General features: G+C 67.8%; 26 protein-coding genes and 2 pseudogenes. 11 read left to right on the forward strand and 17 right to left on the reverse strand.

Annotation, left to right across the window (positions count from 1 at the left end; all coding sequences use genetic code 11):
- Positions 1 to 4: 4 nt before the first annotated feature.
- Positions 5 to 784 (reverse strand): ABC transporter ATP-binding protein, encoded by a 780-nt coding sequence (locus tag ACFYE3_RS08920; RefSeq protein WP_387608167.1) that lies wholly within the window; start codon positions 782 to 784, stop codon positions 5 to 7.
- Positions 785 to 814: 30 nt separating this feature from the next.
- Positions 815 to 1,456 carry a GNAT family N-acetyltransferase gene (locus ACFYE3_RS08925; protein ID WP_387608169.1) on the reverse strand — a complete coding sequence of 214 codons (642 nt, stop codon included), beginning with the start codon at positions 1,454 to 1,456 and terminating at the stop codon, positions 815 to 817.
- A 210-nt stretch (positions 1,457 to 1,666) separates the two neighbouring features.
- On the opposite strand from ACFYE3_RS08925, the gene ACFYE3_RS08930 reads away from it, so the two are divergent.
- The gene (locus ACFYE3_RS08930) at positions 1,667 to 2,305 is read left to right on the forward strand and encodes a class I SAM-dependent methyltransferase (RefSeq protein WP_387608172.1); all 639 of its coding nucleotides are present in this window, start codon (positions 1,667 to 1,669) and stop codon (positions 2,303 to 2,305) included.
- A 72-nt stretch (positions 2,306 to 2,377) separates the two neighbouring features.
- On the opposite strand, the gene ACFYE3_RS08935 is transcribed toward ACFYE3_RS08930, so the two are convergent.
- Both ACFYE3_RS08935 and ACFYE3_RS08940 read right to left on the reverse strand, forming a co-directional pair.
- Positions 2,378 to 2,776 carry a hypothetical protein gene (locus ACFYE3_RS08935; RefSeq protein ID WP_387608175.1) on the reverse strand — a complete coding sequence of 133 codons (399 nt, stop codon included), beginning with the start codon at positions 2,774 to 2,776 and terminating at the stop codon, positions 2,378 to 2,380.
- Positions 2,777 to 3,273: 497 nt separating this feature from the next.
- Positions 3,274 to 3,696 carry a hypothetical protein gene (locus tag ACFYE3_RS08940; protein WP_387608177.1) on the reverse strand — a complete coding sequence of 141 codons (423 nt, stop codon included), beginning with the start codon at positions 3,694 to 3,696 and terminating at the stop codon, positions 3,274 to 3,276.
- A gap of 576 nt (positions 3,697 to 4,272) precedes the next feature.
- Between ACFYE3_RS08940 and ACFYE3_RS08945 the strand changes: the two genes are divergently transcribed.
- From ACFYE3_RS08945 to ACFYE3_RS08955, 3 genes are all read left to right on the forward strand, one after another.
- Entirely contained in the window at positions 4,273 to 5,106 is an 834-nt protein-coding gene (locus ACFYE3_RS08945) for an alpha/beta fold hydrolase (protein ID WP_387608179.1), read from the forward strand.
- Between the two features lie 92 nt (positions 5,107 to 5,198).
- A complete protein-coding gene (locus ACFYE3_RS08950; RefSeq protein WP_387608181.1) occupies positions 5,199 to 6,071 on the forward strand; it encodes an alpha/beta hydrolase in 873 nt (290 codons plus the stop codon).
- Positions 6,072 to 6,295: 224 nt separating this feature from the next.
- On the forward strand, positions 6,296 to 7,552 hold the full coding sequence (locus ACFYE3_RS08955) for an alpha/beta hydrolase family protein (protein WP_387608183.1): 1,257 nt from the start codon (positions 6,296 to 6,298) through the stop codon (positions 7,550 to 7,552).
- A 406-nt stretch (positions 7,553 to 7,958) separates the two neighbouring features.
- On the opposite strand, the gene ACFYE3_RS08960 is transcribed toward ACFYE3_RS08955, so the two are convergent.
- A complete protein-coding gene (locus ACFYE3_RS08960; protein WP_387608185.1) occupies positions 7,959 to 9,053 on the reverse strand; it encodes a hypothetical protein in 1,095 nt (364 codons plus the stop codon).
- A 449-nt stretch (positions 9,054 to 9,502) separates the two neighbouring features.
- On the opposite strand from ACFYE3_RS08960, the gene ACFYE3_RS08965 reads away from it, so the two are divergent.
- Both ACFYE3_RS08965 and ACFYE3_RS08970 read left to right on the forward strand, forming a co-directional pair.
- Positions 9,503 to 9,985, forward strand: coding sequence for an excalibur calcium-binding domain-containing protein (locus tag ACFYE3_RS08965; RefSeq protein ID WP_387608187.1), 483 nt, complete (start codon positions 9,503 to 9,505; stop codon positions 9,983 to 9,985).
- A gap of 388 nt (positions 9,986 to 10,373) precedes the next feature.
- Positions 10,374 to 10,716 (forward strand): annotated as a pseudogene (locus ACFYE3_RS08970) (transposase); the annotation flags it as partial.
- A gap of 1 nt (position 10,717) precedes the next feature.
- Here ACFYE3_RS08970 and ACFYE3_RS08975 read toward each other — a convergent pair.
- The 5 genes and pseudogenes from ACFYE3_RS08975 to ACFYE3_RS08995 all read right to left on the reverse strand — a co-directional run.
- A complete protein-coding gene (locus ACFYE3_RS08975; RefSeq protein ID WP_387608189.1) occupies positions 10,718 to 10,840 on the reverse strand; it encodes a hypothetical protein in 123 nt (40 codons plus the stop codon).
- Positions 10,841 to 10,881: 41 nt separating this feature from the next.
- Complete coding sequence (locus ACFYE3_RS08980) at positions 10,882 to 11,613, reverse strand: alpha/beta fold hydrolase (RefSeq protein ID WP_387608192.1); 732 nt, start codon at positions 11,611 to 11,613, stop codon at positions 10,882 to 10,884.
- Positions 11,614 to 11,668: 55 nt separating this feature from the next.
- Complete coding sequence (locus ACFYE3_RS08985) at positions 11,669 to 12,028, reverse strand: nuclear transport factor 2 family protein (RefSeq protein WP_387608194.1); 360 nt, start codon at positions 12,026 to 12,028, stop codon at positions 11,669 to 11,671.
- A gap of 77 nt (positions 12,029 to 12,105) precedes the next feature.
- Positions 12,106 to 12,918, reverse strand: coding sequence for a MerR family transcriptional regulator (locus tag ACFYE3_RS08990; RefSeq protein ID WP_387608197.1), 813 nt, complete (start codon positions 12,916 to 12,918; stop codon positions 12,106 to 12,108).
- Between the two features lie 174 nt (positions 12,919 to 13,092).
- Positions 13,093 to 13,455: pseudogene (locus ACFYE3_RS08995) on the reverse strand (ferritin-like domain-containing protein); the annotation flags it as partial.
- A 117-nt stretch (positions 13,456 to 13,572) separates the two neighbouring features.
- On the opposite strand from ACFYE3_RS08995, the gene ACFYE3_RS09000 reads away from it, so the two are divergent.
- Positions 13,573 to 14,625, forward strand: a complete 1,053-nt coding sequence (locus ACFYE3_RS09000; RefSeq protein ID WP_387608199.1) for a ferredoxin reductase — start codon at positions 13,573 to 13,575, stop codon at positions 14,623 to 14,625.
- A gap of 21 nt (positions 14,626 to 14,646) precedes the next feature.
- Positions 14,647 to 15,807 carry a fatty acid desaturase family protein gene (locus ACFYE3_RS09005; RefSeq protein WP_387608201.1) on the forward strand — a complete coding sequence of 387 codons (1,161 nt, stop codon included), beginning with the start codon at positions 14,647 to 14,649 and terminating at the stop codon, positions 15,805 to 15,807.
- A 60-nt stretch (positions 15,808 to 15,867) separates the two neighbouring features.
- On the opposite strand, the gene ACFYE3_RS09010 is transcribed toward ACFYE3_RS09005, so the two are convergent.
- The 3 genes from ACFYE3_RS09010 to ppk2 all read right to left on the reverse strand — a co-directional run bounded on the left by ACFYE3_RS09010 (position 15,868) and on the right by ppk2 (position 18,542).
- The gene (locus ACFYE3_RS09010) at positions 15,868 to 16,749 is read right to left on the reverse strand and encodes a glycosyltransferase (RefSeq protein ID WP_387608203.1); all 882 of its coding nucleotides are present in this window, start codon (positions 16,747 to 16,749) and stop codon (positions 15,868 to 15,870) included.
- Positions 16,750 to 16,910: 161 nt separating this feature from the next.
- A complete protein-coding gene (locus ACFYE3_RS09015; protein WP_387608205.1) occupies positions 16,911 to 17,285 on the reverse strand; it encodes a hypothetical protein in 375 nt (124 codons plus the stop codon).
- Between the two features lie 345 nt (positions 17,286 to 17,630).
- Positions 17,631 to 18,542, reverse strand: a complete 912-nt coding sequence (gene ppk2, locus ACFYE3_RS09020) for a polyphosphate kinase 2 (protein ID WP_387608207.1) — start codon at positions 18,540 to 18,542, stop codon at positions 17,631 to 17,633.
- A gap of 305 nt (positions 18,543 to 18,847) precedes the next feature.
- On the opposite strand from ppk2, the gene ACFYE3_RS09025 reads away from it, so the two are divergent.
- From ACFYE3_RS09025 to ACFYE3_RS09035, 3 genes are all read left to right on the forward strand, one after another.
- The gene (locus tag ACFYE3_RS09025; RefSeq protein ID WP_387608209.1) at positions 18,848 to 19,081 is read left to right on the forward strand and encodes a hypothetical protein; all 234 of its coding nucleotides are present in this window, start codon (positions 18,848 to 18,850) and stop codon (positions 19,079 to 19,081) included.
- A 342-nt stretch (positions 19,082 to 19,423) separates the two neighbouring features.
- Positions 19,424 to 20,728 (forward strand): cation:proton antiporter, encoded by a 1,305-nt coding sequence (locus tag ACFYE3_RS09030; protein ID WP_387608211.1) that lies wholly within the window; start codon positions 19,424 to 19,426, stop codon positions 20,726 to 20,728.
- 415 nt (positions 20,729 to 21,143) lie between these two features.
- Positions 21,144 to 21,302: a zinc transporter permease gene (locus tag ACFYE3_RS09035; protein WP_387608213.1), complete on the forward strand. Its 159-nt coding sequence runs from the start codon at positions 21,144 to 21,146 to the stop codon at positions 21,300 to 21,302.
- Between the two features lie 278 nt (positions 21,303 to 21,580).
- Here ACFYE3_RS09035 and ACFYE3_RS09040 read toward each other — a convergent pair whose 3' ends face one another.
- From ACFYE3_RS09040 to ACFYE3_RS09055, 4 genes are all read right to left on the reverse strand, one after another.
- Complete coding sequence (locus ACFYE3_RS09040) at positions 21,581 to 21,754, reverse strand: hypothetical protein (protein ID WP_387608215.1); 174 nt, start codon at positions 21,752 to 21,754, stop codon at positions 21,581 to 21,583.
- A 508-nt stretch (positions 21,755 to 22,262) separates the two neighbouring features.
- A complete protein-coding gene (locus tag ACFYE3_RS09045; RefSeq protein WP_387608218.1) occupies positions 22,263 to 23,510 on the reverse strand; it encodes an MFS transporter in 1,248 nt (415 codons plus the stop codon).
- Positions 23,507 to 24,031, reverse strand: coding sequence for a PaaI family thioesterase (locus ACFYE3_RS09050; RefSeq protein WP_368823435.1), 525 nt, complete (start codon positions 24,029 to 24,031; stop codon positions 23,507 to 23,509). Before ACFYE3_RS09050 ends, ACFYE3_RS09045 begins: the two co-directional genes overlap by 4 nt.
- Before the next feature lie 7 nt (positions 24,032 to 24,038).
- Entirely contained in the window at positions 24,039 to 24,353 is a 315-nt protein-coding gene (locus ACFYE3_RS09055) for a hypothetical protein (protein WP_387608220.1), read from the reverse strand.
- Positions 24,354 to 24,487: the final 134 nt, after the last annotated feature.

Consider the following 24,487-nt stretch of genomic DNA (forward strand, 5'->3'; position numbering starts at 1 on the left):
GCCGTCACGACTGGCCCTCCCGTTGCGGAGCAGGCACGACCGGTGCCAGGGCACCGCTGGAGTCGATGGTCAGCACGGTGGTGCCCACCGTGGCCGCCAGCGACGCGTCGTGCGTGGCGATCAACAACCCCGCCCCCGACTGCCGGGCAGCGACCAGACGATCGGCCAAACGAGCACGCATCAGCGCGTCCAGGCGCTGTTCGGGCTCATCGAGCACCAGCAGCTCGAACGGGCGGATCAGTGCCGCGGCCAGCAGCGCCCGCCGGCGCTGCCCCGAGGACAGGGCGAACGGCGAGGCGTCCACCCGGTCCTGTAGCCCGAACTCGGCCACCGCCTCGGCGGCCACCACCGGGGCCTCGGCCACCCCGTGACCGCGCAGCACCAGTTCCAGGTGATGCCCCACCGACACCCCGGGCAAAAACGCGTCCTCGTCGAACAGGCAACTCACCGCCCGGCGGTAGACCAGCGAGTTCTCCACCACCGGCCCGCCCTTCAGCCACCGCTCCCCGCTCACCGGAGCCTGCTGGCCCACGGCCGTGCGCAGCACCGTTGACTTGCCCGCCCCATTGGCCCCGCGCAGTACCACCGCCTCCCCCGCACTCACCTCGAAGCTGACCCCGGCGGTCACCGGCACCCCGGCATAACCACACACCAACGCACGAACCGACAGGACGGCGACGGAACTCACGGACAAGGAGCTTTTCAACGGCGACACGGCCACCTCATTCTTCCCCGGCGCCACCGCCTGCAGATCCCCCACCGGCCGGATATCTGACACCGCCATGACCCAGCACCGACCCCGGTTGCGTTGTCTTCAGGGCGTCGGCCTACGGAGGGTCCCGCTCTGGGCCGGAGCTGGAAATACGCTCCAGCGCGCGAGCTTCTCGGTGAGGCTGAGCCGGACGGTGGGCCATTCCCGATCGATCACCGAGAACACGACGACATCGCGCACGGTCCCGTCACGCCACAGGTCGTGATTGCGCAGCACCCCGTCCTGCTTCGCCCCGAGACCGGCGATGGCGGCCCGGGAGCGGTGGTTGTGCCAGTGCGTGCGGAACTCCACCGCGATACACCCCAAGGTCTCGAAGGCGTGCGTGAGCTGCAGCAGCTTCACCTGCGTGTTGAGCCCGGTGCCCTGGGCGGAGGCAGCGACCCAGGTGGAGCCGATGTCCAACCGACGGTGCTCCGCCCTGATGTTCAAGAACGTGGTGACCCCGACAGCGGCTCCATCACCGGGGCGCCGGATCACCCACGGCACGACCCGCCCTTCAGCGTGGGCGGCCAGCCGGGCCTCGATGTCCGCGCGCATCCGATCCGGTGCTGGCACCCGGGTGTACCAGAGTTGGTGCAACTGGCCGTCCTGAACCGCTTCTGCCAGTTCCGGAGCGTGCTCGAGCGCCAACGGTTCCAGCGTGGCCAGAGAGCCGGTCAGCGTGGGGAGCATCAGGAAGTCCATGCCCCCAGATTACTGATCGCGAAAGGCCCCTCAGGGAACCCCAACTGCACCACATCTGCTGTGAGCCCAGGGGCTGCTGTGCTCCTGAATGTGCTGCACGACTACCGGAACCTACCGGGGTGCTTCCGAGACTGCCGGAGGCGGTCGATCCACCACCCCGAGGGCAGGCGAAGTGCCCGGTGGATCCCGCGGTGTGGGAGGCTGGCCGGCGTGGGAACCCAACCCGGCTACGACGAACTGGCCGAACAATACGAGCTCACCTTCTCGGACCCGTTCCAGACACCACTGGAACGGCATGCGGTCGCCTCCTTCACGGACATGGTCCTGGAACACCATGGCGAGGGCACCGTTGTGGACATCGGGTGCGGGACCGGGCACGTCACCGCCGAACTCGCCAACCGCGGCCTGGACGTCGTGGGCATCGATCCGTCAGAAGGCATGCTGGGCATCGCCCGACGCTCCCACCCCGATGTGGTGTTCCGGCGTGGTGACGCGAACCTGAACGACTCGCCGGAGCCGACCGATCGGCTGGTTCCGCTACGGGGTGTGCTGGCCCGGTTCAGCCTGATCCACATCGACCCCCACCTGATCGGCGGCGTGCTCGCCTCCTGGGCGCAGCGCATGCCAGCCGGCGGCCTGGTGCTCCTGGCCTTCCAAAGCACCGATGGCGAAGAGCAACCGGTGCTGTCGTTCGACCACGCGGTGGCACCGGCCTGGCGCTGGCACCCCGAAGAAATGAGCGCACGGCTTGCCCGAGCCGGGTTCGACGAGGCCTGGCGCACGATGAGTCGGCCTGACCCGCTGCACCGCTTCCCCGAGTGCCACCTGACCGCCGTACGCCGCCCCTGACAGCAACCCTCTCTGCAACCGGCTCCGCCTGGTCCAGTTCGTGCGCGGAAGCCGGAATGTGGGCGAGGAAGTCTAGGCAGTTTCCCTGTCGGCGGGTTCGGCCGTGGGGGTCCCTGCAAGGGTGGAGGGGGTTGGTGGCGGCAGTGCTGCACTCAGGTGCGGGGCGATGCGTGCCAGCTGGACGAGATAGCCATGGGCGTCCAGCACGGTCAACGCGACAGGAACCCGAGCCTTGGCCGTGCTGGCTCGGGCGGCGAGGTCAGCCAAAGCCAGGGTGTGTTCGGGACGGGTGCGGGCCACCGCACGCAGCACGCGACGGGCCTCCGGACTCAGCCGGGAGTCGGCGTCAGCATTGTCGAGGAGGGCGTCCAGGGCCGGGCGCAGTGCTGCGAAGGCCGCCGCCCGGGACCGCGGATCCCGCACGGGACTCGCCCACCTGGCGTGCGCCCAGGCACGGTGCTCATCGTTCATGCGGACCGCCTTAACCAGGACAGCTGCCGGCGCTTGGTCGTTGTGCTGCCACAGCGCCGGAGGGATTGTCTGGGGTGCCGTGTGGGGCCGCCGCTCTGGCGGCAGAAGAGTCGCCCCCCGACGACGGGACCCTAGGCCCCAGTTCTTCTGCCGCCAGGACGGCGGCCATCTGACCGGTCGGCAGCGGATCAGCCCCCCGGCTGAGCACTCCGACACGGTCCACGCTGGGTGACTCAGCCCCCCGACTGAGCACCGTGCGCGATACCCCAACCGTACCGACCAGTAGACAAAAGATCGACTTTCATCATGTCCCCATTTCCGCTGGCGGAGCGCTCCATCGTGCTCGCGAGGCGTTTCCGGTGCGCGTCGTCCACCCAGAGGCAGCTCCCAGCGGCTCAGGAGACAGGAGGGCGTCGCTGTGGTGCTGGCCCTGCGGACACCAACTCCCACTGCACGGCCTTGGGCGTGGAACGATGGGCGGCGTCAAGGGCGCACGTTCACGATCGCGGACGAGACCGGAGAACGAGGGCAAACACCGCCGTCAGCGTCAGTATCGACAGCGAAATCCAGAAGAGCCAGGGCCCGAGCGGATACATGTCGACGACGATCGGGGGCTGCCCGACACCTCGATCGGGGTAGCCGCAAAAGAACGTCGGCGGGAAAAACGACATCTCCCCGGTGATGTTCCCCTGGTCCGATGCCCCGAGTGCCTGTGCGCTCTGCGGCGGCCCCTCGCTGAGGCAGACGTACTGAGGACCGTCCCGGACAGCCAACCCATGTCCGAACTGGTTGAAGCTCCACAGCAACAGCGCCAGCATCGCCACGATCCTGTTGGCGAAGCGCCAATCACCGAGCTCGAGGCCAGCTCTCGGAGCGGTTGAAGTGTCCGGTCCCCGGTAAGCCGGCGCAGGCGTGCTCATGGCCTGAGCATAGGCATCGGCTCCCGAACAGCTGTCGCACTGCGCCGGGCGGTCTTACCGGGCCACGGGGCAAATTCGGAACCCCTGTTGCAGCGGACGCACCGTGGGAGAGCTCCCAGGTCTTCCTAGGGCAGTGCAAAGTCTTGGTGGTGCCTGTTCCGTGTGCCGCCGGCCATGTCGGGGTTTGGTGAACACCTGGTGACATCTGTGGCCGCCCTGTTGTCGCTGGTGGAGCCCGTGAGGATACTCGGGGCTATGGTCCGCGCCGTTCTCCCGGGTTTCTCCCGGGTGGTCGGTTCCTCCCGCTGACCCAGCAGTCCGGTTCACTCACTGCAGGAAGCGGGAGTCGAGATGGCGCAGCACCACGGCCGGGCGATTCAGCAGCTCGGTATCTGCCGACGGCCACGGGGCAATGCCCGGGGCGTTTGCGCACGGACTGCGGCTGCTGATAAGCCCCAGGGTGGCACCCGTTCGGCGCCCCTGGTCAGAACGTGACCGGTTCAGGCCGACCCACACTCCCGCCGGAGCGCCGCCATCTTCCGTTGCGCAGGATCCCCACCTTCGAGGAGAACACCGATGAGCTTCGTCAGCATCGAGGACGGCACGCAGATCTACTACAAGGATTGGGGCGAGGGCAGAACCGTGGTCCTCAGTCATGGTTGGCCGCTGAACGCCGACAGCTGGGAATCCCAGATGCTGTTCCTGGCCTCCCACGGGTGCCGGGTCATCGCCCACGACCGCCGCGGGCACGGCCGCTCCACCCAGAGCTGGACCGGCAACGAGATGGACACCTACGCCGACGACCTTGCCGCCGTGATCGAGGCCCTGGACCTGCGGGAGGTGACGCTGGTGGGCTTCTCCACCGGCGGCGGGGAGGTCACCCGCTATCTCGGCCGGCACGGCACCGACCGGGTGGCGAAACTGGCCCTGGTCTCGGCCGTGCCCCCGTTCATGCTCCGCACCGAGGACAACCCCGACGGGGTGGAAGGGGAGGTCTTCGACGGGTTGCGCGCCGGCTCCACCGCCGACCGGTCCCAGCTCTACCGGGACCTGGCCGACGGCCCGTTCTTCGGCCACAACCGCCCCGGACAAGACGTCTCCCCAGGGGTGCGCGAGGCGTTCTGGTACCAGGGCATGCAGTCCGGACACCGCAACGCCTACGAGTCCATCGCCGCGTTCTCGGCCACCGACTTCCGCCCCGACCTCGAGGCCATCGACGCCACCGGGATTCCCGTGCTGGTCATCCACGGCGAGGACGACCAGATCGTGCCCTTCGCCGTGGGCGGGCAGGCCGCCGCCGCCCGGCTGTCGCACGCGACCCTGAAGACCTATCCCGGTGCCCCGCACGGGATCACCGACACCCACAAGGACCAGTTGGGCACCGACCTGCTGGCCTTCATCACCACCTGACCCCCGACGACACCGCTTTGGCCGCCGGGGCCACCGGGGCCCGCGTAGTTTGCCCGGCGTCGGTGGGTCAGCACAGGCACGAGGAGACGATCATGAGCACCATCACCGCCACCGAACGGACCCAGATCGAGGAAGCGAACGCTTCCGGGCGCCGCACCGTTCTGCTCGTCCACGGCCTGTGGGCCATCGCCCCGGGCTGGGCGCCGTGGCGGCAGTACCTCGAAGACCGGGGATTTGCGACCGTGGCTCTCGAATGGCCCGGTGAGCCGGCGACCGTCGAGGAGGCCCTGGCCCGCCCTGAGGCTGTCGCCGGTGTCGGGGTCACGGACGTGACCGACCACGCCGCCGAGGTCATCGCCGCCCTCGAGCGCCTCCCGGGGTTGATCGGGCACTCCTTCGGCGGTCTCGTCACCCACAAACTCGCCGGCATGGGACTGGCCGCGGCCACGGTCGGGGTCAGCCCCGCCCCGTTCCGCGGGGTCTTCGGGTTGCGGTGGTCGGTGGTCCGCGGCGGCGCCCCGGTACTGACCAATCCCGCCAACCTCGGCCGGGCCGTGCGACTGACCTATCCGCAGTTCAGCTACTCCTGGGCCAACGAGGTCAGCGAGCAAGAGGCACGTCAACTGTGGGAGACCCAGCACGTCGCCTGCCCCGGCAAACCGCTCTTCGAAGCCGTCGCCGGCCAACTCGCCCCCGTGCGAGCCGCCACCGCCGACTGGCGCTACCCCGACCGCGGACCGATGCTGCTCATCGGCTCGGCCACCGACCGGCTCGTCCCCCTGGGCGTAGTCCGCGCCGAGTACGCCAAACAACGGCACAATCCCCACCCCACCGCCCTGGTCGAGGTCACCAACCGCGGCCACTCCCTGACCATTGACCACGGCTGGCCCGAGATCGCCCAACTCGCTGCCGACTACCTCGACGAACACCTCCCCACCCCGAAGACGCCACGGCCACCGGAATAGTCCCCGGCTGCGCGGTATCCAGTCAGGCGGGAAAGGCAGTGGCGAGGATTCTGCGGATGGCGGTGAGAGGTCCAGCCGCCAGCTGACCGTCGGCAGTCCCGACACCGCCCCCAGAAGCCGATGACTCATCCGATGAGTCCTCTCGCCCGGCTGACACCCTCGATGTTCGGTGCGTCCGCCGATGCGCCCCGACCGGCACACCGTCGAAAGCAGGTTCCACGACCTTGGACACCACAGCACAGACCCCCCCTGTCCCCGGCTCGCCGTTGTCCGAGGGCGGGCGGTTCTTCACCGATGACGACTTCAATGGTGCCGCCCGCTTCGCGGTGGGCAAGGCGACCCAGGGGGTGATGGACCTCGGCATGGTTCTCGCCACCCTGGGCCGGATCACCGACGGAGACCCCCGGAGCTGGTTCCAGGAATGGGTCCGCACGGGCCAGCAACTGGAACGACAGGCCACCACCAGCAGCGCGGCCGGTCACCCACTGAGCGCTGGGTGGTTTCTTCTCGGCGCCGCCGAGTGCTACTCCCGCGCGCTGGCGTTCATTGCTGGCATGGACGACGACAGCGCGCTCCTGCCGACCTTCCAGGCCCACCGGCGATGCTGGGACGCTTTCCTCCACCACTCCCGCGGACAGCATCTGGCCGTGCCGGTGCCCTACGAGCACGCCAATCTGCCGGGTTACCTGTTCCGCCCCGATGCGACCGGCACCGCCCGCACCACACTGGTGATCACCAACGGCAGTGACGGTTCGCTGTCGGGACTGTGGGCAGAGGGCATCGCAGCCGGCTTGGCTCGGGGCTGGAACGTCTTCGTCTACGACGGTCCCGGCCAGCAGTCCATGCTCTTCGAACGTGGTGTGCCCTTCCGCCATGACTGGGAGCACGTCCTCACCCCGGTGGTCGACGCCCTTCTCGAACGCGAGGATGTGGACGGGCGCCGCCTGGTGGCCTCCGGGATCAGTCAGGGCGGGTACTGGTTGCCACGCGCACTGGCCTTCGAGCACCGATTCGTCGCCGCCGCCGTTGACGGCGGCGTCTGGGACGTCTCACGCCCCTGGAACGCGAACCTGCCCGAGCCGATGCTCCAGCTCCTCGCTGCCGGTGACCGTGACACCTTCGACCACTACATGGCCTCAGGCCCAGCGGATCCGGTGCAGGAACGCACCTTCCGGTTCCGCGCACGCCCCTACGGCCACTTCACCTCCGCCTTCGACCTGTTCACCGCGGTCAGCCGGTACCGTCTCGATGAGGTCGCCGCCTGCATCACCACCCCGATGCTGGTGTGCGACCCTGACGACGAGGAGTTCTTCCCGGGACAGCCGCAGCAACTCTACGACGCGCTGACCTGTGAGAAGGAGCTCGCACGGTTCAGGCGGGAGGACGGGGCCAACCATCACTGCGAACCATGGGCCCGGACACTCGTCGGGGCACGCATGTGCGACTTCTTCGACCGCCACCTGGAACAGGCGCCGCAGTGAACCGTGCTCCAGCCGGCCCCGGGACCCTGACACCGGCGAGGGCCCACGTCCGCAAGCCCGCCCCCGGCAGCCGAGAACTCCGGGGCTGAGCCGGACCTAATCAACTCCCGCCCTAGACCGCACCCTCGACGCCCACAGGTCCGACAGGACGCAGCGCCACCAGATACGAGAACCCCGTGGCGCAGCGACCGATAGCCGGCCATATGTGAAACGCAGGACGTTCAGTTGCCCAGTCACTTCAAGACGAGGCCGGGGACGACCTCATCGCAGGAGATGCCCGCCAGGAAGTCGTGACCGCCACCAGGCATAGCCAGGAGTCAACCGCACCTTCAGCAGTCCCGTTGAGTTCGTTGGGCGCCTGCTGTGCTGACCCGGCACCGGTCGTGTGATGGGCTCGACCGAACCTTCAGTCCTGGTAGTCGTCGGCGAGCCGTCGCCGTTCGTGTACTCGCCGGCTGTAGGTCGCCTCCCGGATCGACTCGTCGCTGTCAAAATTCGACCCCAGGGCCCCGGCCAAGGTGCCCAGCGAGGCGGCCAGCCAGGACAGGTGGAGGTAGTCGAACAGGCTGACTGGGTGGCCGAGCTGGGAGGCGAGATAGTCGCCGGTGATGACCGCCAATCCCAGCACGAACAACGCCGACCACAGGACCATATACATCAAAGCCACGCTCAACCCGACCGTGATGATCGTGGCCGCATTGTCCAGCCCGGCCCGCCACCGATCGGCGGCGTCGCGGAGCCTGTTCCACAAACCGTTGTAGACGATCAGCCACGCACTCAGCGCCGCGATCACCACGCCACTGATCGCGGCCATCCGGGGCACGGAAAGCGCATCCGACATGTTCCAGATGGACGCATAGAAGATACCGAATGCCCCGGTGGCGGCCGCCGCGGCCACACAACTAGACAGGGCCGACAGCAGACGCCCGGGACGGTTGCTGCGGACCATCCCTGACAGCAACCGCAACCGATTCCACCGCCCCGGAAGAACGACGTAGGCCACGTCTCCCTCCCGCCCCGGGGGCACCCGGCGCACCGCACCGTGTCCCACCGCCTCCCGGGCCGCCGATGCGGAGGGGAAGTCCATGGTCCCTTCCTGCACCGAGCGGATCAAGGCCACCATCAACCTCCGGATCCTTCTCCTGAGCCGGTATGCCCCCAGAGCCGGCAGCACCACCAGGGCAGCCCGGGCCGCAGAACTCACCTCGCACAACACGGATTGACCATCGTGGACCCGGGGAAGATCCGTCAGATACACCACGTAGTCCCAACCACGCCCGTCCCGGATCTCACCGGCACGCTCCATCAGAGGAATCTCCCCCTCCAAGGTGAGAGGAAGAGCCCCCGAACTGACCTCCACCTCCCACCGCACCCCCGCACCGCCAACAGCACCGGGATCATCCGACAGTTCCCGGGACAAATCAGCAGCAACCGATTCGGCTACCTTCTCCGGCAGGCCAGGATCGGCCATCAGCCCTATCCTCATCGTCGTCGTGGTCATGGCCCCATCATCAAGCACACACGCTCGCCCCGGACTCGCTTCACCTCCCTGCCCCTGCGCTGACTCATCCCGCCCCCGCGAAGGTGCAGTCCGTCCACGCCCACTGACACATCGGCTCCCCACCTCGAACCCGAGCACACAGGAACCCCTTGTGCAACGCAGCAGTCCTTTCAGTTGATCGGAGGTCCAGCAGTCTCCGGTGAGAAGGCGGGGCGCCGGGACAGGAGCTGGAGGCTCTGCTCCGGGAATCAGGTCCATGGCGTAGTCCCTGATGCCATGGACGGGAACGGGGCCGCCGCCGCGCAACACAGGAGGTTTCGATTCGGCTCGTTGAATTCCCGAAGTCAACAGAACAGGAACAGTCAGGTTTGTGTCGCTGACAGGGTGGTCTCGAGGATGTCCGCTGGATACGTTGCAAAGACAACTACCCCACCGGAAGCGAGAAGCAGATGCGAAAGAGCGCAGCCAGTGCCGCACTGATCACCGCCGTCGGGCTCTCGGCCCTGACCACCGCCCCGGCCACCGCCGCGGTCCTACCGTTCCCCAACTGCGACGCCGCAGCAGCCGCCGGCGTCTACAACATCCCCGCCGCCAGTCCGGCCTACGCACCCGCCCTAGACAGCGACTCCGACGGTGTGGCGTGCGAGAGCGACCTCTACGCCTACGACGACGCGAAGGTCGCCGAGATCGTGGCCACGCAACAGCAGCTGGACGGCCTGCCCCCGAACACCGGCATCGTTGCCGGCCCCGACGGCACCGGCCTGGAGGAGGCACCGCAGATCGAGCAGGTCCCCGTCGGTGGCGCTGACACCGGCGTGGCCGTGGACACCGCCGACGGCAACCACGCCGCAGCGGTGACCGGTGGCCTGGCCGCGACCGTGGCCCTGGCTGGTGGTGTGTTCCTGCTGCGACGGCGCGCCCGCACCGCCTGAGCAGCACACCCACGGCCCCAGTAGCCCTTTCACCGGGTGGCTGGGGCCGTTGGTGTACCTGACGTGAGCACGGTTGGACACGTTTGCCCCACCAACTGCATCGCCGCGACGGCAGGGGCGGATGACTCAACCGGGCGTACCGGCAAGGCGAGAAATCCCACAGCCAGGTGTCCGTCAACCGGCCATATGTGAAGTAGCGAGGATTTCCCTGCTCTTCTCGCACCCGACGCGGTTCCGGCCGATGGCCGCGAGGCTCCCCCCGTCTTCGCGTTGCCGTGCCATGGCTTCGCCTCGACACCTCGCCGCGGGCTTCATACATCCGGAGGGGCGTCTGGAGCGTCGCAGATTTACCCGCTCGAACCACAAGTAGGTCGTTGAGGCGTTTTCAGCCGAACGTGTGCCTCTCATCACCTCCCCGAAGGACGTGCGGGCACCGAGCTGGTCGAACAACGCCGCCGAGCGGCTCAACGAGGTCCGCTGCCACACCGACGCGGTGGGGATCTTCCCTCCCGTGAAGCGATCACCCACCTGGTCGGGGCAGTGCTGGCAGAGCAGATCAGCGAGTGGTACGAGGGACGCCGCCACCTCGGTCTCGAGGTCCTCACCAGCGGCCGGTTCACGCCGTCGAAGACACCGGAAGTGCGGTGAGCACCGACCCTCTGACCACGCTCGCGACCGGACCCACGCAGGAGGGACCGTTCCACCGTTCCCGGGAGCTTGACCCGGGTTGATTCACAGGCGCTGTCCGAGACGCGCCGGCGCCCGCACCTTCGTTGCTGGGTCCTGCCGGGCGTCCATCGCCATCCGGGTCGCGCGCTCACGCAACTCGTCCGGGTACTTCCTCGGTTCGCCCATGACGCTCTTCCTTCCGTGAAAGGAAAACCGCCTCAGATCCGTCACGGAACAGCCGCGGCCTTATAGATGAGGTCAGCGACCGCGCGGGGCTGGGAGACGGTGACCCCGTGCGAGGCTTCGATTTCCACCGTGCGCGACCCGGCTCGTTCGGACATGAACCGCATGCTCTGAAGCGGGATCGCCAGGTCCTGGATCGTGACGAGCGACCACGAAGGGATGGTCTGCCACGCCGCCTTCGTCGCCCGGTCCTCCAGCGCGGACGCCACGATGGGCCGCTGGGTTGCGGCCATCTGCGCCGCGGTAGTCGGATCGACGTCGGCCGCGAAGACCTCCCGGAACAGCTCCGGGCGAATGTACAGATCGTTGTTCTCCCGACCTCCCGGCAGGGGGTGCGGCTCAAGAGCACCGCCGAGCTCGCCGCCGGGAAATCGGCCGGCGAGTTCGGCCGTGCTCTCGCTCGGTTCCAGTTGGAAGGAGGCGATGTAGACGAGGGCGGTGACGCCGGGGGCACCGTCGGCGGCCTCGCTCATCACCGAGCCACCGTAGGAATGGCCGGCGACGACGACCGGCCCGGGGATGGTGTCGATGATGCTGCGCAGATAGGCGGCGTCTACCTGCAGTCCCCGCAGCGGGTTGGCGACGGCCAGCACCCGGTGGCCGCGTGCGTGCAACTCGGTGATGACGCCGTTCCAGCTGGCGGACTCGGCGAAGGCGCCATGAACGAGGATGACCGTCGGAGCCGGGCTCGACGACGAGGTGGTGGTGGTGGTCATGGGTGTTCCTCTCCTGGGGTGGCGGCCCACGGACCGCCGGCATGGTGGATCCGGGTCAGGGCGCGATGACGAGGTCCTCGATGCCGTCACCGCCGACGCGGAAGCGGAGGCGGAGATCGGCGGCCCCACCAGGAAAGTCGCCCTCAAGGTGGGCTAGCACGGTCCAGCTGCCGTGGCCGTGCGCGACCTGGCCGATGTACGTGGTCGTATAGGTGTACTGGCTCCCCGCCGTGGCCAGCCAGCGGCGGATCTCCTCCGCACCCCGGTACTCGGTGTCCTCGTCGACGACGCGTGCGTCGGCGGTGAAAGTCGCAGCGCGTGCCGCGACGTCGTGGGTGAGCACCTGGTCGTGCAGGTATTGGCTCACGGGCTCGGGCAGTAGCTCGGGCCGGTATGGGTCGGTGCCGGTAGTCATCGGTCTCCACTCCTCGGGTTGCGGATGCCACCACGTTCGACCTTCCCCCAGGGGGAAGGTCAAGCACCGAGGTCCGGCTACCGAAAGACGCGGAAGACCGGCCAGCCGATCTCCGTCCTCGTCCACTCGTCAATGCCCGGGAAGCCCTCCAGGTACGACTCCCGAGACGGGGCCTGCACGCCCAGCTCGCGGCGGGCCACGTACTCGCCGAGCGCGCCGTACACCCGTGCGACCTCCTCGTCCGGGCCCTCGCTCGTCGCGACAGCGAGCTCGACCGCGGGGAGCCGGAGCGTGGACACGGCCGGCGGCAACGACGCCACGTCCTCCTCGACCGGGGCGTACAGCGTCGCTGTGCCGCGCCCGTCGAGGAACAGCTCGGTGGACCACACCCCGCCGTACGGCCCGGCCACAGCCACGTCACCTGATGCAACGAGCCCGGTGAGCAGATCAACAGAGCGGCGGAACCACACCCCGAGCTCGTCGCGGTTGATCGTCGAGTGGACTGCGACGGCGTCCATCGGCGGGATGCTGCGGTGGACGATCTCGAGGGGCACGGGGCCGGGGTCGAGCAGGCCCCGAAGCGTGCGCACCGTCGACCGCGTCGCGGCGAGCCGCGTCTCCATCTCACGCAGGTGGGAGCGGAGCAGGGCCGAGCGCTCGGTGACATCAGTGGTGGCCATGACCTCGCGGATGAGGTCGAGCGGCGCGTCGAGGGCCCGGAGTGAGCGAATCACCTGGGCGTCAGCCACCTGGTCGGGCGTGTAGCGGCGGTAGCCATTGTGCGGGTCCACGGTCGAAGGCGTGACCAGACCGGACTCGTGGTAAGACCGCAAGACCTTCGCGCTGAGCCGGGTGGCGCGCGAGAAGTCACCGATGGTCATTACGCCCATGGCGGTCATGGTAGTGCAGACGCCATGGCCCGGCGCGTCGCACCCAGTCAGAGATCTCAGCGAACCTCTGCCGCAGTACGGCCCGCCGCTAACCGGCCTTATGTGAAGTAGGGCGTCAGCGGGTCTGCCTGTCGCTCGTCGATGCTCCGGTCACGGCGAGGTCGTCCTGGTGTGTCAGACGGTCGCGCCGGCTACTTCCGGCATCCCCGAGTCCTCGCCGTGGCCGCCGTGGTGGCCGCCGTCGCCGACCTGCTCGCGGGCCAGGTAGTTCTCGATGTCGAAGAGGTTCTCCGCCCGGCGCGTGATGTTCACCAGCGTGGTCATCGAGGCGACCTCCTCGATCTGTACTTTCAGGAACCGCAACATGAACTGCTCCCCGAGCGGGTCGCCCTCGGCCCGGGCGGCGGCGAACAGTGTCTTGGTCTGCTCGGTGACCTCCTGGGCCGGGGCCAGGGCCAGGGGCTCGCGGACGTCTATGAAGTCGTTGCGCACTTGCCCGACCCCGGGAATGGTCAACGGAAGATTCCGGTACAGAACCGGCCGAGATCTGGGTCCGGCACGGCCTCCCGCTTTCATCATGTAGCCACAGTTCTGCGGCTGGAATTGGGGTTGAGGGCACGAGACCAGGCAGGGGTCCTGCGGGATATTGGTGTCATGGCCAGATTACGTGTGCTGTCCCGCTTGGCGTCGGCCTTCACCACCCCTCGCTCCCCCGAGGATTTCCTGCGGCTCATCGACCCCTTGGCCAGCGCCCGGCAGCTGCGGGCTCTGGTCACGGCCGTCCAGCCCGAGACCGCGGACTCGGTCACGATCCGCTTCCGCCCCGGCAAGGGGTGGAACCCGCACGAAGCGGGCCAGTGGGCCCGCATCGGCGTGGAGATCAACGGCGTGCGGCACTGGCGCTCCTACTCCCTCAGCACCAGCACCGGGCAGGACCCGGCCATCACTGTGACCGCCATGGGCGCCGTCTCCACGGCCCTGGTGCGCGGCACGAAGGTCGGGGACGTGCTGTTCCTGGCCCCGCCCGAGGGCGACTTCGTGCTGCCCGAGCACCCGCGCCCGCTGCTGATGCTCACCGCCGGCAGCGGGCTCACCCCGGTGATGTCGATGATCCGCACCCTGGTACCGCGCCGCCCGGATGCCGATGTGGTGCTCGTCCACTCCGCCCGCACCCGCGAGGACGCCCTGTTCGCCGAGGAACTGGTCGAGCTGGCCGACCAGTTCCCCGGGTTTCGTCTCGTCCACTGGTTCACCGGTGAGCGCGGCCGGCGCCTGGATTTCACCCCCACCGCCGACTTCGACACCGTCTGCCCCGATTGGCGGGAGCGCGCCGCCTACGCGTGCGGGCCCGCGGAGTTCCTCGACGCCGCCGAGGCGCTCTGGGCGCGGGAGGAGGGCCAGTTACGCGTGGAGCGTTTCGCGCCGGCCCTGTTGGCCGGTGCCGGTGGGGAGGGTGGTCGGGTGACCTTTGAGCGCTCCGACCAGGAGGTCGAGGCCGACGGTGGGACGACCCTGCTCGAGGCCGGGGAGGCAGCGGGGGTGGCGATGCCCTACGGGTGCCGAATGGGCATCTGCCGCTCCTGTCTGGTGCCGTTGCGGGCCGGACAGATCCGGGACCTGCGCACCGGGGAGGTTCACGGTGAGCCCGGGGAACTCGTGCAGACCTGTATCTCCGCCGCCGCTGGACCCGTCAACCTCGACATTTGATCCCTGCCGAAAGGACGACCCATGGCCTCCACCGCTTCCTCCGACCAGACCACACCCACAGCCCAACGCACCCCTACCCAGGAGCCGTCACCGGCTCTCGATGACGCGCCGGATGCACGTCCCTCGGCCGCCGCCCATCTGACCGACGAGCAGATTCAGGAGCTGGGCCGTGAGCTTGATGCGATCCGCGCCGCCGTGATCGAGGACCGCGGGGCCAAGGACGCCGCCTACATCCGCCGCGTCATCCGAACCCAGCGATCGTTGGAACTGGCCGGGCGCGCCACGTTGTTGTCCGCCAAGCACAAGCCCGCCTGGTTCGTCGGCACCGGCATGCTGACCGTGGCCAAGATCCTGGAGAACATGGAGATCGGCCACAACGTGCTGCACGGGCAGTGGGACTGGATGCGCGACCCCGACATCCACTCGACCACCTGGGAGTGGGACTTCGTCACCCCGGCCGAGGCGTGGCAGCACACCCACAACGACCTGCACCACACCTGGACCAACGTCATCGGCAAGGACCGCGACGTCGGGTACACGATCCTGCGCATGGACGCCGACCAGCCGTGGCGGCTCAAGAACCTGGGCAATCCGCTCTACAACGCGCTGCTCGCCCCGGTCTTCGAGTGGGGCATCGCCCTCTACGACCTCGAACTCGACCAGGTGCGTGAGGGCACCAAGTCCAAGGCCGAGCTCCACCAGTCGCTGAAGGCCTTGGGAGCGAAGTTCGCTAAGCAGATCGCTAAGGACTACGTCGCCACCCCGGTGGCCGCGGCGATCCTCAGCGGCTCGGGCAAACACGCCCTGACCGCCACGGCCACCGCCAACGCGGTGCGCAACGTGTGGGCGCACGCCGTGATCTTCTGCGGGCACTTCCCCGCCGGCGCGGACACGTTCACCGAAACTCAGATCGAAGGGGAGAGGCGCGGGGACTGGTATCTGCGGCAGATGATCGGCTCGGCCAACATCTCCGGGTCCAGGCTGATGCACCTGATGACCGGGAACCTGTCCTTCCAGATCGAGCACCACCTTTTCCCTGATATCCCCTCCAACCGCTACGCCGAGGTCGCCGTGAAGGTCCGGGAGATCTGCGCCCGCTACGGACTGCCCTACACCACCGGCCCGCTGCACCAGCAGGTCGGCTCGGCCTGGGCGAAGGTCTTCCGCCTGGCACTGCCCTAGAACGACCGCCGTAGGTGTTCGATCATGTGCTGTACCCCGGATGCCGGTGGGCGCCTGTGGTCACTTTGTACGGTCCACGGCGAGACTTGCGGAACCAGTGTGAGGCACTGGGCCGGGGCTCGGGTGCATGGCTCGGAGCAGTTTCAGCGGCCGGTACAGGGACCGAAGCATGACCGCAGGCGCCTTCAGCGCTCGGCTGTCGACCTGGTGGGCACGGCAGGTGCGGTCGAAGCGATTCACGTAGTAGCGAAAGTCTTCGGGGACATCATCCAGGCGGCGGGCGGAGACACCGGCGACCATGGCCGGGACGTAGGCGATCCGCAACCCGTGCTCGCCCAGGTGCAGAGACAGATCGAGGTCTTCGTGCATCTCATCGGCTTCGTCCCGGCAGACCGTGGAACGGATCTCCTCCCAGGCGCAGCGGCGGATCGCCATGTTCGACCCGTACAACATCGGATACCGGTCAGGAGCCAGCCGCAGCGCCAGTCGCCGCCCCGCGTCATCGAGCCTCAATCCCAGACGGCGCAACGGCATGTCGTCATAGGCCACCGGGCCGGTCGCCGCAGCGACACCCGGATCCAGAAAGGCCTGCTGGACCTGCTCCACCCATTGCGGTGCCAGCACCGAGTCCGCATCGATCCGACCCAGCACATCTGCGGTGGCACTGTTCAGGCCGAGATTGCGCGTGGGCACCAGCCCCTGCTCCAGGTTCTGCTGCACCACGATGATAGGGCTCTCCGGGTGCTGCCGCTGCACCCGGGTCACCACCGCCCCGGTGCCGTCGGTGGACCCGTTGTCCACCACGATGATCTGCTCCGCCACCACCGTCTGATCCAGCACCGCCAGTAGGCACCGCTCGATCACGGCTTCTTCGTTGAACGCCGGAATCACCACCGACACCCCAGGCCTATCAGGGCGTTGACAGGCAGGCATGCCACCCATGATAGTGACTGCCCCCTCCACGATGGAGAACGCGTGACGCAGGGTGCCGGCTCCACGCTGCCGGGCGCATCCGAGAAGATCCCCATCGAACCTCAAGGGACAGCCCATCCAGCCAGAACCCGTAGCCCCGTCGGAGCATCCCGGCGGGTTCGGGCCTGCCCTCAGGTGCCGTCGAGGATCTCGAACTCATCGCCGGGACTGAACTCCAGTCGTGTGCCGTCGAGCACGACCACGTAGCCATCAGCGATCTTCCCAGTCCGGGCTCCACCACCGGCTCCGACGGTGTAGGTGACGGACTGGACATGGTCAACAGTGCCCGTCTGATCGGTTCCACCGCCGCGGATGCGAACCTGCTGACCGACGTACCGCCCGATCTCGGAGATGTCCATGCGCTCACTGTCGCATGCGGGGAACCTGGCGTCGAGCATCCCAGACACCACCAGCCCCGCCGCCACACCGGCCGACACATGCTGGACCCGTAACCGCTTCACCAGCGGGAACAACAGCCCTGCGAGCAGCCCCGCGATGATGACCACCGTGATCGTGGAGAGCAGATAGCCGGCGGCACGGGCCTACTTCCGCCACCAGTGAGGTATTTCATGAAGAAGATCCTTTTCGCCCTTGCCCCCGTCATCATCAGCCGCGTCATGCAGCGCCGACAGGAGAAGACGACCCGCGGCAAGGTCCAGCGCACTCCTCGGCGGCGCTGATCCGACATCCGTCACCGGTGGGCCGGCCGCACCACCGGCACATCAGTGCCCTCCCCAGTGGCACGGCGGGACGGTGAAGCCATCTCGGATCACCAACCGTGCTGTCAGGCGGGAAGATCGCGGGTGGATCCCCTCCATGGTCCACCGCCAACTTCGGGCCTGGCCGGTGGGTCAGTCGCCCACGGCATCACGACCCCGGCGGATGAGCAGCTCGTCGGGAGGATAGACCACGGCCGAGTCCTTGTCCTGGTAGTCGAACTGGGTCAAGAACACCCGCATCGCGTTGAGCCTCGCCCGCTTCTTGTCGTTGGACTTCACCGTGATCCACGGGGCGTGATCGGTGTCCGTGCGCAGGAACATCTCCTCCTTCGCCTGGGTGTAGTCCTCCCACCGGTCCAGGGACGCCAGGTCCATGGGCGATAGCTTCCAGCGGCGCACCGGGTCGATCTGGCGGATGGCGAAGCGGGTGCGCTGCTCGTGCTGGGTGACGGAGAACCAGAACTTCGTCAGGTGAATCCCCGAGTCCACGAGCATCTTCTCGAACACCGGGGCCTGGACCATGAACTGCTCGTACTCGGCCTCCGTGCAGAACCCCATCACCCGCTCCACGTTGGCCCGGTTGTACCAGGAGCGGTCGAACATCACGATCTCCCCGTTCGTGGGCAAGTGGCGGATGTAGCGCTGGAAGTACCACTGCCCGGCCTCCCGGTCCGAGGGCTTCGTCAGGGCCACGACCCGGGCCGCCCGGGGGTTCAGGTGCTCGGTGAAGCGCTTGATCGTCCCGCCCTTGCCGGCGGCGTCGCGGCCCTCGAACACGATCACGTGCTTCAAGTCGTGGTCCTGGGCCCAGTACTGGAACTTCAGCAGCTCAATCTGGAGCTGGTACTTTTCCAGCTCGTACTCCTCCCGGCTCATCAGCTCGTCATGGGGATAGTCCTCCCGCCAGGTCCCCACGGCGGAGCCCCCCGGATCGATCAGCTCCGGGTCCTCCTCGTTACCGTGCGGCACCGTGTACCCCTGGCCGATGAGCTTGTCGATGAACTCCCGCAGGTTCTCCCGCGCCGGTTCCATGGCGTTGGTCATTGGTCGATCTCCTCCCGAGCCGGACGGCCCCTTAGGCACTGCAGACCGGTGTCGCGATCAGCGCAGGCAACGACGGGCACGCCCATGGCTCTTCCATGGGAGTGCCATTCACTCCCCCTGACGTGACGCGGCCCGTGTGGCCACCTCGGGCCCTGCCGCGACTGGCGGCAACAACGCCAAGGGCCACCAATGGGCGGCCTGAAACCGGGCACCGGCTGGTCCTCATTGCTGTGCACCGTGGCCGTGTCAGACCACCATACTGGTAAGCACCCTGATGGATGAGGTGGATATTGAGGAGCGCAGCCGTGGCTGGTATCGAAAGCCGGATCCAGGACCTGCCCGCGCTGCGCCCCGATGATCAGATCGAGGTCTGGCACGACGGGCACCTGCATTGGGTGGGCACAGTGGAACAAGTCGCTCCGGCGCTGGAGGTCGCGTGGATCCACGAGATCCCCGGTGGATATCGCCGGCTGGTGCATGCCCAAGACGCCGACCTACGACACCACCTGCCTCGCAACGGTGCAGTAGTGCCGCAGTAAGCCCTCGAACCATCGGGGGCTCCAAGCGGGATCCTCAGTGAAGGCTCGCTGCCGGCGGGCCGTGCGCACCACCGCGGGGAGAACGTCGACAGTGGCCGTCAGTTGACTGGTCGAATCATCAGCTTGCTTAATAGGTTCCCGTACTCCCGAAGCGCTCACCGCGAGACGGCGCAGGTCCGCAGCGGATTCACGGTGATTCCCCGTCAGGATGCCGTTCGTCTGGACGGTGTCCTTCTGGGGTGCGCGTGCGAAAGATGAGTTCTCAGCGCCCGGTGAGCACGGTTGCCGTCGCAGGAGTCGCCCCAGGTGCAGTGCTTCAGTCGCTGCGGGAACGAGGTTGTGGTGTTTGAAGCACCGAGTCTGATTTTTGCGGCCGCGGGTTTGGCCGTGTTCGCCGCCGCACTGCTGCCGCGGCTGCTGATGCGGGCACCGGTGTCGATGCCCATGGTGTTCCTGGGCGCGGGCGTGGTGATCTTCTCACTGGCCGAAAGCCTGCCGGATCCGGATCCAGTGGCTTACAGCGACGTCACGGTCCATCTGAGCGAGATTTGCGTGATCATCTCTTTGATGGGTGCGGGCCTGGCCCTGGACCGCCCGGTGGGGCTCAAGCGATGGGCCACGACCTGGCGGCTGCTGGGCATCGCGATGCCGCTGTGCCTGCTCGCGGTGACCCTGCTGGGGTTATCGATGCTGGGGCTGAGCCTGGCCGCCGCCGTGCTCGTGGCCGCGGCCCTGGCCCCCACCGACCCGGTCTTGGCCTCCGAGGTCCAGGTCGCAGCACCCTCGGAGGCCCAAGAGGACCTCGACGGCGAGGACGAGGTCCGCTTCGGCCTCACCTCCGAGGCCGGGCTCAACGACGGCCTGGCCTTCCCCTTCGTCTACCTCGCCATCGCCCTCAGCATCGTGGGGACGGCCCCGGCGGCGTGGTTGCCGCACTTCCTCGCCGTGGACGTGGCCTGGCGGATCGGCATCGGCTGCCTCGTCGGCTTCGGGGTGGGCAAGTTGCTGTGGCGGATTTTCTTCCGCTCCCCGATCGACAGCGTCCGCATGGCCTCCCACTCCGAAGGCTTCGTCGCCCTGGCGGCGACCTTCCTCACCTACGGGCTCACCGAAATGATCGAAGGCTATGGGTTCATCGCCGTGTTCGTGTGCGCGGTGACCATTCGGGCCGGTGAGCGGACCCACGGCTACCACGGCGTGCTGCACAGCTACATCGAACAGCTCGAGCGCCTGCTCACCGTGGTAGTGCTCTTGCTCCTGGGCGGAGCCGTCGCCCGCGGACTGCTCGCCGGCCTCACCTGGTCCGAGGTCCTGGTGGCCGCGGCCTTCCTGCTGCTCATCCGTCCCCTGGCCGGCTGGATCGGCCTGGCCGGGGGCCGCACCGGCCCGTGGGAGCGCGGCGTCATCGCCTTCTTCGGCGTGCGCGGGATCGGCTCGGTCTACTACCTCGCCTACGCCCTGTCCAAGGGCGAGTTCGCCGCGGAGGACCAAATGCTGTGGCGGATCGTGGGACTGGTGATCATCGCCTCGATCGTGGTGCACGGGGTCACCGCCGGGCCCGTCATCACCTTCATCGACCGAGCCCGACAGCGCAAGGCCGTGCGCGAGACAGGCACCGAAGCGGCCGCACCCCACACCCCCCTCTGAGACGCCCCTCCGCCCCGGGGCGGGCACGAGGGATCGTGCTGCCGGCTCCGAAGGCTGAACGTCACGTCCACCTCCCTCGATATACCATTTGCTCGGCCGAGGTGGATTCGCCGCCCATTACCTCTCACATCACGAGGTGGGCACGGTCACTGCGCCATGGCCATCCTGCAGGATGGGGCAGTCCTCGCTCTCCGGACCGAGACAATGAACCGCAACCAGCGATGGCACCCCGGCCACGACGGGCCCTGTCCAAGCGCCCGCTGAGAAACCTCTACTGCAGCGTCAAGAGCATCCCGCTCGGGCGGGGCCGGCTCGGGCGCTGATGCGCCGGGCGAGGTATTGCCACGTGCCCGGGAACGGTGCTCCACTGGATTGACGGGCCTGCCCCTGGCCCTGCCGTCCCAGGGGGATCATTATGGCAACCCACGACAAGCAGGCGGAGCACACGAAGGAAGAGCACACCCACGGGGAGAACTGCGGGCACGAGACCGTCGAGCACGGCGACCACGTGGACTATCTCCACGACTTCCACCGGCACTCGGAGCATGAGGACCATTACGACGAGTGCGGGTAGCCCACCCCTGTGGTACCCCAAGGAGCATCTGTCCGATGCAGGGGCTTCTGGCTATGCGCTGACCAACGATCGCGAAGGGACCTCTTACCGGCAACGCTCGTCCACGATGTGCTGAAGGTACACTTGACTAGCGTCCCCTACCGCATCCGCGGTCATCCTGGCCGGTCCGTACCGGCTGAGGGCCCCGACGGTCCGTGGAATCCCTGCATCCCTCCTCCGGGACCCCGGTGGACAGGTAGGACCAGATCCGCAATGCGTTCCCTCGGCCGGAGCGCTGGTCAGTCGCGGCGGATGGCCCGCCAGATGACCACCACGATGACGGCGGCCACGACCACCGCGACGACCAGGACGCCGAAAAGGACCAGCCCCAACGCCCCCACGCCACTGCGGCCGAGAAGCCACCCCGGGGCCGTGCCCCCGCCGAGCAGCAGCGCGGCGGTGAGCAATAACATACGGGCGGCAGAAGGTCCCATCACCTCCCATTGTCCCGCCCCGGAGCTTCATCACCACCCGAGAGGGCCCTAAACGATCTCCCCCGTCGGGCGCCACCCGAAGGCACCGGAACACCTGCGCCCACACAGCAACCTTGAGGGCAACATGGTCAGCACGAAATGTGGCCGAGGCTGGCCTCACGGCCAGCATCATTGCGATGACCTCGCCTGGCGGCCTGCCTCTAACGAGCCATATGTAAAGCGAAGCCCGCCCTTTTGGCACCCGCTGTCCGCGCTGCAGCCTGCAACCGGTTAGTTGGTCCTGGTGTTGTAGCTGCACCCGATCCCAGCGCGCAGAACGCTCTCACGAGAACTTCTATTGATCACTTCGAGGAGCTTGCCTTAGGCGTCAGGTAGTTCCCCGAACACCTCTCGAGCCACGTGTAGAACCGCTTGCAGGGCCTCGGATTCGTTGTCGCGGACAGGAGATTGCCCCGGTGCGCTGCTCGGGTGAGTCTGAACCGGTCCGTTATGACGAAGCTGGTTCTGTGTGCGCGGTGGTGCGCCGGTCCGCGAGCAGTAGCGCCGCCACCGTTGCGGACAGCAGGGTCAGGGCGATCGCAGCGGCCTCTACCGCGGTGCCGAGGGAGGTCGTCGTGGCGAGTGCCCCGACGCCGATGGCGGTGGCGGCTTGCAGCGTGTAGGCGATGAGGTAGAGGAATGAGAGGGTCGCGCCGCGGTGATGTTCAGGCGCGAGTCGGGTGATGAGTCCGAGGCCGCCGGTGAACGCCAGCGCGTAGGCGATGCCGCCGATGACGCACCATGCCAGGAACAGCGGGAGGGATTGGAACGCGCTGGCAGCGACCATGAGGGCGAGGCTGACGAGGGTGAGTCCGGTACCGGCCCGGATAAGGGTGCGAGGGGATATGCGGGCGAGGAAGAGTCCCGTGATCCCGATAAACGCGGAGGAGGTGGCGAGGAGAGTACCGACGATGGCGGTGTCGTCGGTGTGGGTGAACTGGTCGATCATATGCGCGCCGAGAGAGAGGAAGATCGCCCCAACGCTGTAGGCCAGGGCGACCGACAGGGTCGCGATGACGAACCCGATGCGGATGCCGGAGGGCACAAACGGGGCCCGGGGCCGCCACCGGGTTCTCACTGAGGGCCGGTCCTCGGGCGTGAGCAACAGGGTGGTGATGGAAGCGCCGGCGAGGGCGAGGAGGACGATGTAGCTCCACAGCAGCGGTAGGGGCAGGTACTCGGCGAAGAGGCCGCTGAGAAGCAGGGCGATGGTGAGGCCGGTGGAAGTCGCGACCGTGGCCATGGTGCTGGCGAACCGAGGACCGCGGCTGGTGTTGTTCTCGATCATAGATGCCGTGGCCGCGCCCATCGCGAGTCCGGCCCCGGCTCCCTGTAGCACGCGCCCGGCGTAGAGGTAGGCGACGTGAGGCGCCAAGGCGATCACGAGTGCGGAGGCGCCGATGAGTGCGATGCCCGTGATCATGATGCGGCGGCGGCCGAACTGGTCGGACAGGTTCCCGAACAGCGGCAGCACCACGATCAGCGCGAGCTGATACGTCGCGAACACGGTAGTCACCACGACCGGGGTGAGATCCCACTGCTCGGCGTAGATCGGGTAGAGAACGCTCGGCGCACCCGAGGACCACAGCGCGAGGGCGAGGACGAATGCGGCCGCCCAGAACGCTCCCCGCCCGCCGAGCCGGCGGGGAAGCTCCGTCGAAATGCCGTGTGCGCCAGTGGACTCCTGCCGGGTCACGGTGCGGGGTCCGGACGGATGATCAGGCAGGTGCTGGACGCGGTCGCGAGGATACGGCCGCCGTTGTCACGGATGTCGGCATCGGCGAACGCGACGCTGCGACCGTTGCGAGTGACCCACCCGTGGGCGGTGACGGGGCCGGTGTCGGCGGTGATCGGGCGCAGGAACGACACCTTGATCTCCAGGCTGGTGTAGCCGACCCCGGCCGGGAGGGTGGAGTGCACGGCGCACCCGCAGACGGAGTCCAGGATGGTGGCGAAGAACCCGCCGTGCACAGATCCGATCGGGTTGTAGTGCGACTCGTCCGGTACCGCCGTCATCACCACATCCCCCTCGGTCACCGTGACGAACTCGAGTCCGATGTGACTGCTGATCGGCGGTGCCGGCGCTTCGCCTGCGGCGACGGCGCGCAGCTGTTCGAGCCCGGACTTGGCGAACAGGGCCTGTTTGTCCTTCCCGGGCACCTGGTAGTGGATGGTGCGCGACCGCTCCTCTGCGGGTCCGTGCTCGCGGGTCGTCATGATCGCCTCACGCCACCGGGACCACGGGCGCGTCGAAGGACTCGATCAGCCCGCCCTGCAGGCCATTCAGGGCCTTCGCGTTCGCCTGGTGCGGGATGCCCAATTCGATCCGGCTGATCTCGTCGAACCGGTCGTACTGCTCGGACTGGCCGGCCTGGTAGGTGTCGATGGAGTTCCCGCCTGCTTCCCCGAAGCGGTCGAAAATCGCCTTCGCCTCCTCTCGCTCCGTGCCGGCACTCCACCCAGTGCCGAAGGTCCCCGTTCCCAAGGCGTACTCGGAGACCGGCAGCCCGGTGCGACGTCCGTACGTGGTGCAACGCATGCCTGTGTTCCTGTCTGTCATGAGCGGACACCGCCTGAAGTCGTGGCCCTTCGGACCCTACCGATGCTAGGTTGGTTATGGCAATCTAGCCAGGGTCGAGGCGCACAGAAGGACGCGCGGACGCGAAGGAGTGG

Origin of the sequence: Kocuria arenosa (assembly GCF_042879215.1) — a bacterium.
GTDB lineage: Bacteria > Actinomycetota > Actinomycetes > Actinomycetales > Micrococcaceae > Kocuria > Kocuria arenosa.